This window comes from Burkholderia sp. SIMBA_062 (genome assembly GCF_046534765.1).
Lineage (GTDB): Bacteria > Pseudomonadota > Gammaproteobacteria > Burkholderiales > Burkholderiaceae > Burkholderia > Burkholderia ambifaria.
Window position 1 is genome coordinate 31,146 of record NZ_JAWRYD010000036.1, and the last position, 13,597, is coordinate 44,742.

The window sequence follows — 13,597 nt, forward strand, 5'->3', positions numbered from 1 at the left end:
CGTATCACGCTCGCGGCCGGCGTTCGACCTTGCCGGCAAATTGAGGGGACCGATCCCGCGACGGCTCTGCGTCACGTATGCCGCACGGCACGAGAATGCCTGCCGCAAGGAATCGGGCTACGGAACGGAGTCTAGACTTTTTGGAAATCCAGTTCCCTAGGTGAAATCACGTAGAAATAAATTTCCAAATTGCCGAGGAAGTGATCTACAGTTTCATCCGGATGCTTCGGTCCGTATCGGACGCGATGCCGACGGCGCGCAACGCGCCGCTTTCCGCCCCCGGAGATGAGGAGACAGAGTGATCATGAAGACCAAGCTGATGGCCGCCGCGGCCGCCGCGATCCTGACCATGCCGCTCGCGCATGCCGAGAAGATCGGCGTGACGATGGCATCGTTCGACGACACGTTCCTGACGATCCTGCGCAACAGCATCGGCGACGCGGCGAAGAAGGACGGCGCGACCGTGCAGATCGAGGACGGCGGCAGCGACGTCGGCAAGCAGTTGAGCCAGGTCCAGAACATGATCGCGCAGAAGGTCGACGCGATCATCGTGAATGCGGTCGACACCGACGCGACGCCGAAGATCACGAAGATGGTGAGCGCCGCGAAGATTCCGCTCGTCTACGTGAATCGCAAGCCGGTCGACTTCGACAAGCTGCCGGCCGGCGTCGCGGTGGTCGCGTCCGACGAGAAGCAGTCGGGCACGCTGCAGGCGCGCCAGGTGTGCAAGCTGCTCGGCGGCAAGGGCGACATCCTGGTGCTGATGGGCGAGTTGTCCAACGAGTCGGCACGCGCGCGCACCAAGGACATCGAGGACGTGATCGCGACCAAGGACTGCTCCGGCATGAAGATCGTCGACAAGCGCGAAGGCAAGTGGAGCCGCACGCAAGGCCAGGACATCACGATGAACTGGCTGAGCGCCGGGACGAAGTTCGACGCGATCGTGTCGAACAACGACGAAATGGCGATCGGCGCGATCAACGCGCTGAAGGCCGCGCGCAAGCTGACGCCGAAGACGGTCGTCGCGGGCATCGACGCGACGCCGGACGGGCTCGCGGCGATGAAGAGCGGCGAGCTGAAGGTGTCCGTGTACCAGAACGCGGCCGGGCAGGGCGCGCAGGCCGTCGCGACCGCGCTGAAGCTCGCGAGGAAGCAGCCGGTCGAGCGCTACGTGAACGTGCCGTTCGAGCTCGTGACGCCGGAGAACATGAACCAGTACGCGAAGCACTGACCGGTTTTTCCGCTGAACTGCGCGGGCCCGGCGCGTCCGGGTTCGCGTGTGACTTTCGAGGAACGTCCATGTTTACAGCCAGGATGGCGCGCTCGATGGCCAACGAAAGCGCGCCGGCCGCGTCGTTCGCCGCGCCGGGTTCGTCCGGTGCGCCCGCCGCCGATTGCCTGCTCGAGGTGCGCGGCGTCGGCAAGTCGTTTCCGGGCGTCGTCGCGCTCGACGGCGTGCAGTTCCGCGTGCGCCGCGGCACCGTGCATGCGCTGATGGGCGAGAACGGCGCCGGCAAGTCGACGCTGATGAAGATCATTGCCGGCGTCTACACGCCCGACCAGGGCGAGATCCTGATCAACGGCGAGCCCGTCGTGCTGAGCGGCCCGCTCGACGCGCTCGATCGCGGGATCGCGATGATTCACCAGGAACTCAACCTGATGCCGTACATGACGGTCGCGGAGAACATCTGGATCCGCCGCGAACCGAAGAACCGCTTCGGCCTGATCGATCACGCCGCGCTGCGCCGCCGCACCGCCGCACTGTTCGAGCGGCTGTCGATCGACATCGACCCGGAAGCCGACGTGCGCACGCTGACCGTCGCGAGCCGCCAGATGGTCGAGATCGCGAAGGCCGTGTCGTTCGACTCCGACGTGCTGATCATGGACGAGCCGACCTCCGCGCTGACCGACAAGGAGGTCTCGCACCTGTTCCGGATCATTCGCCAGCTGCGCGAGCAGGGCAAGGGCATCGTCTACATCACGCACAAGATGAACGAGCTGTTCGAGATCGCCGACGAGTTCTCGGTGTTCCGCGACGGCAAGTACATCGGCACGCACGCGTCGACCGACGTCACGCGCGACGACATCATCCGGATGATGGTCGGCCGCGAGATCACGCAGATGTTCCCGAAGGAGGAAGTGCCGATCGGCGATGTCGTGCTGGCCGTGAAGAACCTCGGCGTCGACGGCGTGTTCCGCGACGTCAGCTTCGAACTGCGCGCGGGCGAGATCCTCGGCGTCGCGGGCCTGGTCGGCTCGGGGCGCTCGAACGTCGCGGAGGCGCTGTTCGGCGTCGTGCCGGCGACCTCCGGCGAGATCCGCATCGACGGCAAGCCGGTGCGCATCGCCACGCCCGCGCAGGCGATGAAGCACGGGATGGCGTTTCTCACCGAGGACCGCAAGGACACCGGCTGCTTCCTGAATCTCGACCTGCTCGCGAACATGGAAGCGGCCGTGCTCAGCAACCGCTACGTGAAGTTCAATTTCGTGCGGCAGGCGCAGTTGAAACGCGATTGCGAGGCAATGAGCCGGATGCTGCGCGTGAAGACGCCCGGGCTGCACGAGGAAATCCAGAACCTGTCGGGCGGCAACCAGCAGAAGGTGCTGATCGGCCGCTGGCTGCTGACGCAGCCGCGCATCCTGATCCTCGACGAACCGACGCGCGGGATCGACGTCGGCGCGAAGGCCGAGATCCACCGCCTCGTCAGCGCGCTCGCCGGCAAGGGCGTCGCGGTACTGATGATCTCGTCGGAGATGCCGGAGGTGCTCGGCATGAGCGACCGCGTGATGGTGATGCACGAAGGCCGGATGACCGGCATCGTCGAACGCAAGGACGCCGACCAGGTCCGCATCATGGATCTGGCCTCGCGCTGAGCCGAAACAAGATTGGAGACAAAGCAATGGGCAACCTGAACCCCGTCGCGGACGCGCAGTCCCTGACGATCAAGACGCGGCACGCGAAGTGGCCGCCCGAACTGAGCATTTTCCTGGTGCTGGTGGGCATCAGCCTGTTCTTCGAGGTGATCGGCTGGCTCGTCGTCGGCCAGAGCTTCCTGTTCAACGCGGAGCGGCTCGAGATCATCGTGCTGCAGATGGCCGTGATCGGCATCATCGCGGTCGGCGTGAACCTCGTGATCATCACCAGCGGGATCGACCTGTCGTCGGGCTCGGTCGTCGCCGCGGCGGCCGTCGTGTCGGCCAGCCTCGCGCAGGTGTCCGATTTTCCGCGCGCGGTGTTCCCGCACCTGACCGACCTGCCGGTCATCTGGCCGGTGCTGGCCGGCGTGTGCGTCGGGCTGCTGGTCGGCCTGCTGAACGGCTCGCTGATCGCGCTGACGGGCATCCCGCCGTTCATCGCGACGCTCGGCACGATGGTCGCCGCGCGCGGCTTCGCGAAGTGGTTCACCAACGGAATGCCGGTGTCGATGCTGACCGACCAGTTCGCGGCGATCGGCGCGGGGGCGAACCCGGTGATCATCTTTCTCGTGGTGGCCGCGATCTTCCACGTCGTACTGCGCTACACGCGCTTCGGCAAGTACACGTATGCGATCGGCGCGAACCGCCACGCGGCCGTCGTGTCGGGCATCAACGTGACGCGCCACCTGGTGTTCGTCTATGCGATCGCGGGCCTGTTGAGCGGGATCGCCGGCACCGTGACGGCCGCGCGTGCGATCTCCGGCCAGTCGGGCATGGGTGTGATGTACGAGCTCGACGCGATCGCGGCCGTCGTGATCGGCGGTACGTCGCTGTCGGGCGGCCTCGGGCGCGTGACGGGCACCGTGATCGGTGTGCTGATTCTCGGCGTGATGACGTCGGGCTTCACGTTCATCCGGATCGACGCGTACTACCAGGAGATGGTCAAGGGCGCGATCATCGTCGCGGCCGTGATCGCCGATCAGTACCGCAACAAGAAGTCGCGCCGCTGAGCGGCCGAAACCGATGCCCGGGTCGCCCGTCGCCGGTGGCCCGTCGCCGGTGCCCGTCGCCCGGAATGAAGATGAAGATCGCTCTGGATCCCTACATGATTCGCCACCTGCCGCTCGACCGGTTGCCGCGCGCACGCGCAAGCATCGTCGCGCTACCTGCGCGACACGATCCGGCGCGACGTCGATCGCCATTTCGATCGCGCGGCGGCGCGCTGACTCACGACTGACCGGCGCGGCACCGGCCGCGCCATTGATGAACGACAGACTGGAGATATCCGGATGACCTTGCAAATCGGCGTGATCGGCTGCGGCGCGATCGGCCAGGACCATATCCGCAGGCTGACGCGCACGCTGTCCGGCGCGCGCGTGGTGGCCGTCAACGACATCGATCCGCAGCAGGCGCGCGACGCGGTGACGAAGTACGGGCTCGACGCGGAAATCTACGTCGGCGGCCACGAGGTGGTCGCGGCCGCCGACGTGCAGGCCGTGCTCGTCACGTCGTGGGGGCCGACCCACGAAGCGTTCGTGCTCGACGCGATCGCGCACGGCAAGCCGGTGTTCTGCGAGAAGCCGCTCGCGGTGACGGCGCAAGGCTGCATGCGAATCGTCGAGGCCGAGGTCGCGCACGGCCGCCGGCTCGTGCAGGTCGGCTTCATGCGGCCGTACGACGAAGGGTATCGCGCGCTCAAGCGCGTGATCGACAGCGGCGGGATCGGCGCGCCGCTGATGCTGCATTGCGCGCACCGCAACCAGTCGGTCGGCGAGCGCTACACGACCGACATGGCGATCACCGACACGCTGATCCACGAGCTCGACGTGCTGCGCTGGCTGCTCGGCGAGGACTACACGAGCGCGCAGGTCGTCTACCCGAAGAAGACGCGCCACGCGAGCGCGCATCTCGCCGATCCGCAGATCGTGCTGCTCGAAACCGCGAGCGGCGTGCGCATCGACGTCGAGATCTTCGTCAACTGCCAGTACGGCTACGACATCCAGTGCGAGGTCGTCGGCGAGAACGGCATCGCGAAGCTGCCCGATCCGCCGGCCGTCGGCCTCAAGCATGCGGCGCGGCAATCGGTCGAGATCATGACCGACTGGAAGGAGCGTTTCATCGCGTCGTACGACGTCGAGCTGCAGGCATTCATCGACGGCGTGCGGCAGGGGGCGCTGACCGGCCCGTCCGCGTGGGACGGCTACGCGGCGGCGGTCGCGGCCGACGCGTGCGTGCGCGCGCAGCAGAGCGGGGCGGTCGAGCCGATCGCGATGGCCGAACGCCCGGCGTTCTATCGCGGCTGAGCCGGACAGGAACACGACAATCATGATCGACGGACAGATGCTGCTCGGACATTCGATTCCCTGGGGCATGGTCGGCGGCGGGCTCGGCAGCCAGATCGGCTACAGCCACCGGTCGGCCGCGTTGCGCGACGGCAGCTTCCGGCTGGTCGCCAGCGCGTTCGATATCGATGCCGAGCGCGGCCGGCAGTTCGGCGTGAGGCTCGGCGTCGACGCCGGGCGCTGCTATCCCGACTACCGGACGATGTTCGATGCCGAGGCGCGCCGCGCCGACGGCATCCGCGCGGTGTCGATCGCGACGCCGAACAACACGCACTTCGAGATCTGCCGCGCGGCGCTGAACGCGGGGCTGCATGTGGTCTGCGAGAAGCCGCTGTGCTTCACGACCGCGGAGGCCGAGGCGCTGCAGCGGCTGTCGGTCGAGAAGAACCGCATCGTCGGCGTCGCGTACGGCTATTCGGGCCACCAGATGATCGAGCAGGCGCGCGAGATGATCGCGCGCGGCGATCTCGGCGAGATTCGCATCGTGCAGATGCAGTTCGCGCACGGCTTTCACAGCGACGGCGTCGAGGCCGCCAGCGCGGCCGCGCGCTGGCGCGTCGATCCGACGTTCGCGGGCCCGAGCTACGTGCTCGGCGACATCGGCACGCACCCGCTGTACATCTCGGAGCTGATGGCGCCCGAGCTGAAGATCCGCCGGCTGATGTGCTCGCGGCAGAGCTTCGTGAAGAGCCGCGCGCCGCTCGAGGACAACGCGTTCACGATCATGGAATACGACACGGGCGCGATCGGCTACGTATGGTCGAGCGCGGTGAACGCCGGCTCGATGCACGGGCAGAAGGTGCGTGTGATCGGCGCGAAGGCGAGCGTCGAATGGTGGGACGAGCATCCGAACCAGTTGCGCTACGAAATCCAGGGGCAGCCCGCGCAGGTGCTCGATCGCGGGATGGGCTATCTGCATCCGCACGCATTGAGCGAGGATCGCATCGGCGCCGGGCATCCGGAAGGGCTGTTCGACGCGTGGTCGAACCTGTATGCGCGTTTCGCGTTCGCGATGGACGCCGCCGATCGCGGCGACACGCAAGCATTGAAGAACATCCGCTTTCCGGACGTTCACGCAGGCGTCGAAGGCGTGCGCTGGGTCGAGAACTGCGTGCGCTCCGCCGATGCGGGCGGCATGTGGGTCGACTATCGTTGAGCGATGGCGGCCGATGCGCGGCATCGGCCAGCGGCCAGCGGCCGCCGCCGACGTCGGTAAACGCCTGATCTTTACGGCGCGGCAAGCGCATTGGAAAATGGGTTCCAGTATCGTCGTGGAGCGTGTGCAGGTGATGATCGAGCGCGTGGGAGCGAGCATGCGGCACGGGCCGTGCCGCAAACGTGATTAAATTCGCCCTTCATGCATGTATTCAGGAGAGTCCCGGGCCGCGCCCACAGGCCGCGCGCGCATCGGGGCCGTCAACTTCGCGCCATCCGATGAGCTCATCCGAGAAACCTCCCGCCACCGTCGAGCAGTTCCTGCAGCATCTGACGCAGGAGTACGACGGCCTCAGCAATCGCCTGAAGGTGATTGCGCGTCACGTGGAAACCCATCGCGACCAGCTTGGCCTGGAGGGCATCCAGTCGCTCGCGGAGGCCTGCGGCGTCCAGCCGTCGGCCGTCGTGCGATTCGCGAAGCATTTCGGCTTCTCCGGCTTCTCCGAGATGCAGCGGCTGTTCCGCGAGGGGCTGGCGCAGCAGATCGCGCCGGGCCGCGCGTACAACCTGCGGTTGCGCGACGTGATCGAATCAGGCTCGTCGAGCCTGCAGCCCGAGCAGATCGCCGACGAATTCATCAAGGGCAGCATCGCCGGGATGCAGCAGTTGCGGCAGACGCTCGATCCGCAGGCGCTCGCGCAGGCCGTCGACCTGCTCGCCGACACGCAGGCCATCTGGATCGCCGGCTCGCGCCGCGCGTTTCCGATCGCCGTGTATCTCGACTATGCACTCCAGCACACCGACAAGCGCATCGGCCTGTTCAGCGCGCTCGGCAGCATGCATCTCGGCCAGATCCGCTCGGTGCGCGAGGGCGACGTGATGATCGTGATCTCGTTCATGCCCTATGCGGACGAGACGGTGCAGGTCGCGCAGCAGGCCGTGCAGCGCGGCGCGCGCCTGATCGCGATCACCGACAGCCGGATGAGCCCGCTCGCGCGGGAGGCCGAGGTGACGCTGATGGTGCAGGACAGCGCGACGTTCGGGTTCCGTGCGCTGACCGCGACGATGGGCCTCGCGCAGAGCCTGTTCGTTGCGCTCGCGTACCGCCTGGAACTGTCGTACCTGCCGACCGCCGACGGCGCGCACGGCACGAAGGCCGGCTGACCATGTGCTTGCCCGCCGCCCGCGGGAATGCCCGGCGGGCGGCGCATCCGTCCGCTTACTTCGCGGTCGGCATCGCGAACTCGGCGCCCTTGCCGATGCTCGACGACCAGCGCTGCATCACCGACTTCTGGCGCGTGTAGAAGCGCACGCCTTCCTCGCCGTACGCATGCATGTCGCCGAACAGGCTCTTCTTCCAGCCGCCGAAGCCGTGCCATGCCATCGGCACCGGAATCGGCACGTTGATGCCGACCATGCCGACCTGGATGCGCCGCGCGAATTCGCGGGCGATTCCGCCGTCGCTCGTGTAGCAGGCGACGCCGTTGCCGAACTCGTGCGCGTTGATCAGGTCGACGGCTGCGCCGAAGTCCTTCACGCGCACGCAGCCGAGCACCGGCCCGAAGATTTCTTCCCGGTAGATCCGCATGTCGGGCGTCACGTGATCGAACAGCGTGCCGCCGGTGAAGAAGCCTGCCTCGCGGCCCGGCACGCGCAGCCCGCGGCCGTCGACCACCAGTTGCGCGCCTTCGCTGACGCCTTGCTCGATATAGCCTTCGATCCGCTTGAGCGCTTCGCCGGTGACGATCGGGCCCATCTCGACTTCCGGCTGCATCCCGTCGCCGATCACCAGCTTGCGCGCGCGCTCGGCGACTGCCGGCACGATCCGGTCGGCCACGTCGCCGACCAGCACCGCGATGCTGATCGCCATGCAGCGTTCGCCGGCCGAGCCGTACGCGGCGCCGATCAGCGCATCGACCGCCTGCTCGAGGTTCGCGTCCGGCATCACGACGAGGTGGTTCTTCGCGCCGCCGAGCGCCTGCACGCGCTTGCCCGACTGCACCGCGCGCTGCTGCACGTAGGCCGCGATCGGCGTCGAGCCGACGAAGCTGACGGCCTGCACGTCCGGATGGTCGAGCAGCGCGTCGACCGCGCCCTTGTCGCCCTGCACGACGTTGAACACGCCGGCGGGGAGGCCGGCCTGCGTGAGCAGGTCGGCGATGAACAGCGCCGCCGACGGGTCGCGCTCGCTCGGCTTCAGCACGAACGTGTTGCCCGTCGCGAGCGCGACCGGGAACATCCAGCACGGCACCATGCACGGGAAGTTGAACGGCGTGATGCCCGCGACGACGCCGAGTGGCTGACGCATCGTCCAGTTGTCGATGCCGGTGCTGACCTGGTCGGTGAAGTCGCCCTTCAGCAACTGCGGCACGCCGCACGCGAATTCGATGATGTCGATGCCGCGCGCGACTTCGCCCTGCGCGTCGGAGAACACCTTGCCGTGTTCGGCCGTGATGATCGCCGCGAGTGTGTCGCGATGCTCGTTCATCAGTTGCAGGAAGCGGTGCAGCACGCGTGCGCGGCGGATCGGCGGCGTCTCGGCCCAGGCCGGGAACGCGGCATGGGCCGACGCGACGGCGCGCTGCACTTCGTCGCCGTCGGCGAGCGCGACGCGGCGCACCGCGCGGCCCAACGCCGGGTTGAGGACGTCCTGGAAGCGGCCGCTGCGGCCGGCAACGGGCGCGCCGTCGATGTAATGGCCGACGTCGGCGTCGGACGTGTAGGCGGGAACCGGGTTCATCGTGTCTCCTGGGGATGGGGCGAACGGAGCCTAGTCTAGGCAAAGCGGCGGGGCGGGAGAAGGCCGCGCAGCTTGATTCACTGTTCAGAATTCTGAATAATCAGTGGATGAATCAGCAAAATGTCCAGGCGCTCTGGCCGCATATCCATTCGCTGACGGTGCTCGCCGCGGCCGGCAGTTTCACGGCCGCCGCGCAGCGGCTCGGCATCAGCAAGGCCGCGATGAGCCAGCGCATCGCCGATCTCGAGAAGGCGGCCGGCGTGCCGCTCGTGCGGCGCACCACCCGCAGCGTGCGGCTCACCGACGCGGGGCAGACGCTGGTCGACAGCACGCGCGACGCGTTCGAGTCGATCGGCCAGCATTTCGCGCGCGTGAAGGATCTGGCCGGCGAACCGCGCGGGCTGCTGCGCGTGACGACGCCCGTCGCGCTCGGGCGCCAGCAGGTGGTGCCGCACCTGCCCGAGTTCCTGCGACAGCATCCGGGTGTGCACATCGAGCTCGACCTGTCCGACCGGCTGCATTCGCTGACGCAGGAGGGCTTCGATCTCGCGATCCGCCATACGACGACCGCGCCGCAGACCCACGTCGCGTGGAAGCTGTGCGACACGCGCTCGCTGCTGGTCGCGAGCCGCGACTACCTCGATGCGCGCGGCGCGCCGCGTCACCCGAGCGAACTCGTCGATCACAGCTGCCTGTGCTACCTGCGCGACAACGAGCCGGCCGCCTGGAGCTTCGAGCCGGACGGCCGGCGCCGCCAGCGCGTGAGCGTGCCGGTGCGCGGCAGCTTCGCGGCCAACAACAGCGAGGCGATGCGCGAGGCCGCGCTCGGCGGGCTCGGCATTGCGCTGCTGCCGGATTTCAGCGCGCAGCGCGATCTCGACGCGGGCCGGCTCGTCGCGCTGCTCGACGGCTGGCGGCCGTCGGGCGCGTTCGGCGACCATATCTTCGCGATCCGGCCGTACAGCCCGGTCGTGCCGAGCGCGGTGCGCGCGCTGGTGCGGCACCTGCGCGAGCGGCTCGCTGGCGGTTTTTCGGGCGCCTGAGCGGAGAGCGGCGAGCGGCGAGCGGCGGGCGCGGGCGCGTCGCTGCGCAGCGCAGGCCAGCGCAGGCCTGCGCAGGACCGGATCGGGGCGGACCGGGGCGCACGGGCAGGCCCGGCCGCGCTGCGGTAAAATCGCCGCTTCCTCCCGCGCCCGTGTGGCGCGTCATTCGAAGGTCGACAGCCGATGCAGATTCACAAGGAAGTGGACGCGCGCGGGCTTAATTGCCCGTTGCCGATCCTGCGCGCCAAGAAAGCGCTCGCCGATATGGAGAGCGGGCAGATCCTCAAGGTGCTCGCGACCGATCCCGGCTCGCAGCGCGATTTCGCCGCGTTCGCGAAGCAGACGGGCAACGAGATCGTCGAAGTGACGAACCAGGACAAGACCTTCGTATTCCTGATGCGCCGCCGCTGACGGCCCGCATCACGCGCCTCTCGCGGCACCGGCCGGGCAGCGCCCGTTGGGCCAAAAACCGCCACCGCCTCTGACAATTCTTAAACCTCGTCGCACGACCGGCTGCGTATACTGACCCGGCCGGTCGTCCGTCTCGGATGGATGCGCCGGTCACGGTACGTCATACGAGGCGCGGGGGCCATGCCTGACGCTACCGTCGTACAAACGGGGAGAGGACATGTCCTTCAGACCAGGGACCATTCGAAGTCCGTCCGCGGCGGAATGCATCGTGCCCGCACGCGTGGCGGGGTTGAGCCGGATCGAGCTCGACCCGCAACAGGATCGCCACGCGCGTGCCGCGCTGGAGGCCTATGCCGATTCGGCGGCGGCCGAGATGCCGTGGCTGGCCGAGTCGCTCGACGGACGGCTGCGCGACGCCGCGCAGGACGACGGCGCGGGCCTCACGTATTGCGGTGCGACGGTCGAACGCGTGTTCGATCTCGCGCACGCGTGGGCGGCGAGCCAGCCCGACTATGCGGCGCCGGCGTGGGAGCGCGTGCGCGGCCAGCTGGAGCGATTGTTGCGGCAGCCGCAGCAGCCGTCGCTCGCGCGGCGGCGTGTGCGGACCGACGATTTCGCCGAGCCGATGGCCGGCCTGGCGGGCGCCGACTAGGCGCGCGATTGCGCGACCGGGAAGGATTATTCGAATAAAGGACCGTAGTCCGCGCAATTTCTTGGCGAATTTCATACTACTATGATGAAATCGCCGGTTCGTCCGTGCCCCGTTTTTGAGATAGTTGGCCGGGGCGCCGTGTCACGCAGGGTGCGCGAGCGGCAAACGACGGCTCGCCGGCCGGTGTCGGAAGCCGCGCCCGTGTGCGGCGCGGCGGGGTGAGCGCGGGAGCTGAACTGGACGAATCGATTTCGATTTGCGGGGTGCTATGAGAATTGCTGTACTGGATGACGATCCGGCCCAGACGGATTTCGTCAGTCAAACGCTGACGGCCGCGGGCCACACGTGCTATGCGTTCAAGGAAGGCAAGGCCCTGAAGAAGCGTCTGCAGCGCGAGACGTTCGATCTGCTCGTGCTCGACTGGAATGTGCCCGACATGTCCGGCGAGGAAGTGCTGAAGTGGGTCCGTGCGAACCAGTCCGAGCACAGCCTGCCGATCATCTTCATGACGAGCCGCGACGACGAGGCGGGGATCACCCAGATCCTCAACGCAGGCGCCGACGATTACGTGGTCAAGCCCGTGTCGGGCCCGATCCTGCGCGCGCGCATCGGCTCGCTGCTGCGCCGCGCGTATCCGGTCAATCCGGAGGCGACCGTTCGCGAGTTCGACCAGTTCCGCTTCGACGTGAACCTGAAGCAGGCCTATGTCGGCGACAAGGCCGTGAGCCTCACGCAGAAGGAATTCGAGCTCGCGCTGCTGCTGTTCCAGCATCTCGACCGGCCGCTGTCGCGCGCGCACATTCTCGATCTCGTGTGGAAGCAGGCGACCGACATTCCGTCGCGCACGATGGACACGCACATCTCGATGCTGCGCTCGAAGCTCGGCCTGCGGCCCGAAAACGGCTATCGCCTCGCGCCGATCTACGGGTACGGCTACCGGCTCGAGCGGGTCGGCCAGGGAGAACCGGAGTGATCGCGCGAATCACGCAGCGCCCGCCGAGCCTGCGCGCGGCGGCACTGCGCGCGGCGTGCGCAGTCGCGCTTGCGTGCGCGGCACAGCAGGCCGCCGCGCGGCCGCCGGCTGCCGCGGGCAAGACGATCGTCTACCGCACGCAAGCCGGCGACACGCTGTACGACGTCGCCGCGCGCTACCTGCAGGGCCCGGACGACTGGCAGCTGCTGCAGCAGATCAACGGCGTGCCCGCCCCGAAGCGCCTGCAGCCCGGCATCGCGCTGAAGCTGCCGGTCGCGCGGCTGCGCAAGGAAAAGCTGACCGCGCGCGTCGTCGCGGTGCAGGGTGCGGCCGAGCGTACGTCCGGCGACGCCTACGCGCCGCTCGCGAACGATGCGACGCTCAACGAGGGCGACCGCGTGCGCACCGGCGCGAACGGTTTCGTGACGATCGAGCTCACTGACGGCACGCACATGAGCCTGCCGCCCGACAGCCAGCTCGACCTGAAGACGCTGCGCCGCACCGTGCTGACCGGCACGCTCGATCGCGAGTTCGCGCTCACGCGCGGCTCGGTCGACAGCGAAGTCACGCATCTGAAGAAACGCGACGACCGCTTCCAGATCCGCTCGCCGTCGGTCGTGGCCGGCGTGCGCGGCACGCGCTTTCGCGTGAACTACGACGCCGCCGGCAACGCGGCGACGCGCATCGAAGTGCTCGACGGCACCGTCGGCGTCGCGGGCAAGCGGCGACCGGCCGCCCCGACGCTCGTGCATGCGAACTTCGGCAGCGTCGCGACGTCGTCCGGCGGGATCGGCGCACCCGTCCAGCTGCTGCCCGCACCGGCGCTCACGCATCCGGACAAGGTACAGGACGAGCCCGACGTCGCGTTCGTCATCGCGCCGCTCGCCGACGCGCACGCATACCACCTGCAACTCGCGCACGACGCGGGAATGCTCGACCTGTTCCGCGAAACCCGCACCGGTACGCCGAGTGCGGTGTTTCGCGACGTGCCGAACGGCACCTATTTCGTGCGGGTCGCCGCGATCGGCACCAACGGCCTCGAAGGCATGCCGCGCACCTATGCGTTCGAGCGCCGCCAGATGGGGCTCGACGCGAGCGCGTCGCCCGGCGCCGGCGGCTACGAGTTCCGCTGGTCGCCGAACGGCTCGGGCAAGGATGCACGCTACCGGTTCGTGCTGTCGCGCTCGAAGGACCTGAGCGCGCCGGTCGTCGACCAGGTCGGCCTGCACGCGCGCAACATCACCGTCGCGCACCTGCCGCCCGGCGACTACTACTGGGCGGTGACCGTCGAGGAGTTCGAAGGCGGCAAGTTCTACCAGAAGACGAGTCCGGTCAGCGCGTTCACGTTGTCGCGCTGATCCGCGG

General features: G+C 68.0%; 14 protein-coding genes. 13 read left to right on the forward strand and 1 reads right to left on the reverse strand.

Features of this window, described 5'->3' with window-relative positions; genetic code table 11:
- Nucleotides 1-304 precede the first annotated feature (304 nt).
- The 8 genes from SB786_RS29495 to SB786_RS29530 all read left to right on the forward strand — a co-directional run bounded on the left by SB786_RS29495 (nt 305) and on the right by SB786_RS29530 (nt 7,577).
- Nucleotides 305-1,231, forward strand: a complete 927-nt coding sequence (locus SB786_RS29495) for a sugar ABC transporter substrate-binding protein (protein WP_410730537.1) — start codon at nt 305-307, stop codon at nt 1,229-1,231.
- 68 nt (nt 1,232-1,299) lie between these two features.
- Nucleotides 1,300-2,874 (forward strand): sugar ABC transporter ATP-binding protein, encoded by a 1,575-nt coding sequence (locus SB786_RS29500; protein WP_410730538.1) that lies wholly within the window; start codon nt 1,300-1,302, stop codon nt 2,872-2,874.
- Nucleotides 2,875-2,900: 26 nt separating this feature from the next.
- Nucleotides 2,901-3,926, forward strand: a complete 1,026-nt coding sequence (locus tag SB786_RS29505) for an ABC transporter permease (RefSeq protein ID WP_012363687.1) — start codon at nt 2,901-2,903, stop codon at nt 3,924-3,926.
- Nucleotides 3,927-3,991: 65 nt separating this feature from the next.
- A complete protein-coding gene (locus tag SB786_RS29510) occupies nt 3,992-4,153 on the forward strand; it encodes a hypothetical protein (RefSeq protein ID WP_410730567.1) in 162 nt (53 codons plus the stop codon).
- Between the two features lie 52 nt (nt 4,154-4,205).
- Nucleotides 4,206-5,219 carry a Gfo/Idh/MocA family protein gene (locus tag SB786_RS29515; RefSeq protein WP_410730539.1) on the forward strand — a complete coding sequence of 338 codons (1,014 nt, stop codon included), beginning with the start codon at nt 4,206-4,208 and terminating at the stop codon, nt 5,217-5,219.
- A 22-nt stretch (nt 5,220-5,241) separates the two neighbouring features.
- Entirely contained in the window at nt 5,242-6,414 is a 1,173-nt protein-coding gene (locus tag SB786_RS29520) for a Gfo/Idh/MocA family protein (RefSeq protein ID WP_410730540.1), read from the forward strand.
- Between the two features lie 13 nt (nt 6,415-6,427).
- A complete protein-coding gene (locus SB786_RS29525) occupies nt 6,428-6,604 on the forward strand; it encodes a hypothetical protein (protein ID WP_410730541.1) in 177 nt (58 codons plus the stop codon).
- 88 nt (nt 6,605-6,692) lie between these two features.
- Nucleotides 6,693-7,577, forward strand: coding sequence for a MurR/RpiR family transcriptional regulator (locus tag SB786_RS29530; RefSeq protein ID WP_410730542.1), 885 nt, complete (start codon nt 6,693-6,695; stop codon nt 7,575-7,577).
- A 55-nt stretch (nt 7,578-7,632) separates the two neighbouring features.
- On the opposite strand, the gene SB786_RS29535 is transcribed toward SB786_RS29530, so the two are convergent.
- Nucleotides 7,633-9,153, reverse strand: a complete 1,521-nt coding sequence (locus SB786_RS29535; RefSeq protein ID WP_410730543.1) for a CoA-acylating methylmalonate-semialdehyde dehydrogenase — start codon at nt 9,151-9,153, stop codon at nt 7,633-7,635.
- A gap of 107 nt (nt 9,154-9,260) precedes the next feature.
- On the opposite strand from SB786_RS29535, the gene SB786_RS29540 reads away from it, so the two are divergent.
- From SB786_RS29540 to SB786_RS29560, 5 genes are all read left to right on the forward strand, one after another.
- Complete coding sequence (locus tag SB786_RS29540; protein WP_410730544.1) at nt 9,261-10,196, forward strand: LysR substrate-binding domain-containing protein; 936 nt, start codon at nt 9,261-9,263, stop codon at nt 10,194-10,196.
- Nucleotides 10,197-10,379: 183 nt separating this feature from the next.
- Nucleotides 10,380-10,607, forward strand: coding sequence for a sulfurtransferase TusA family protein (locus SB786_RS29545; protein WP_410730545.1), 228 nt, complete (start codon nt 10,380-10,382; stop codon nt 10,605-10,607).
- A 217-nt stretch (nt 10,608-10,824) separates the two neighbouring features.
- Complete coding sequence (locus SB786_RS29550) at nt 10,825-11,259, forward strand: peptidase (RefSeq protein WP_410730546.1); 435 nt, start codon at nt 10,825-10,827, stop codon at nt 11,257-11,259.
- 268 nt (nt 11,260-11,527) lie between these two features.
- Nucleotides 11,528-12,232, forward strand: a complete 705-nt coding sequence (locus tag SB786_RS29555; RefSeq protein ID WP_006762736.1) for a response regulator transcription factor — start codon at nt 11,528-11,530, stop codon at nt 12,230-12,232.
- The gene (locus tag SB786_RS29560) at nt 12,229-13,590 is read left to right on the forward strand and encodes a FecR domain-containing protein (RefSeq protein WP_410730547.1); all 1,362 of its coding nucleotides are present in this window, start codon (nt 12,229-12,231) and stop codon (nt 13,588-13,590) included. The genes SB786_RS29555 and SB786_RS29560 overlap by 4 nt, the downstream gene beginning before the upstream one ends.
- The last annotated feature ends 7 nt before the right edge of the window (nt 13,591-13,597 follow it).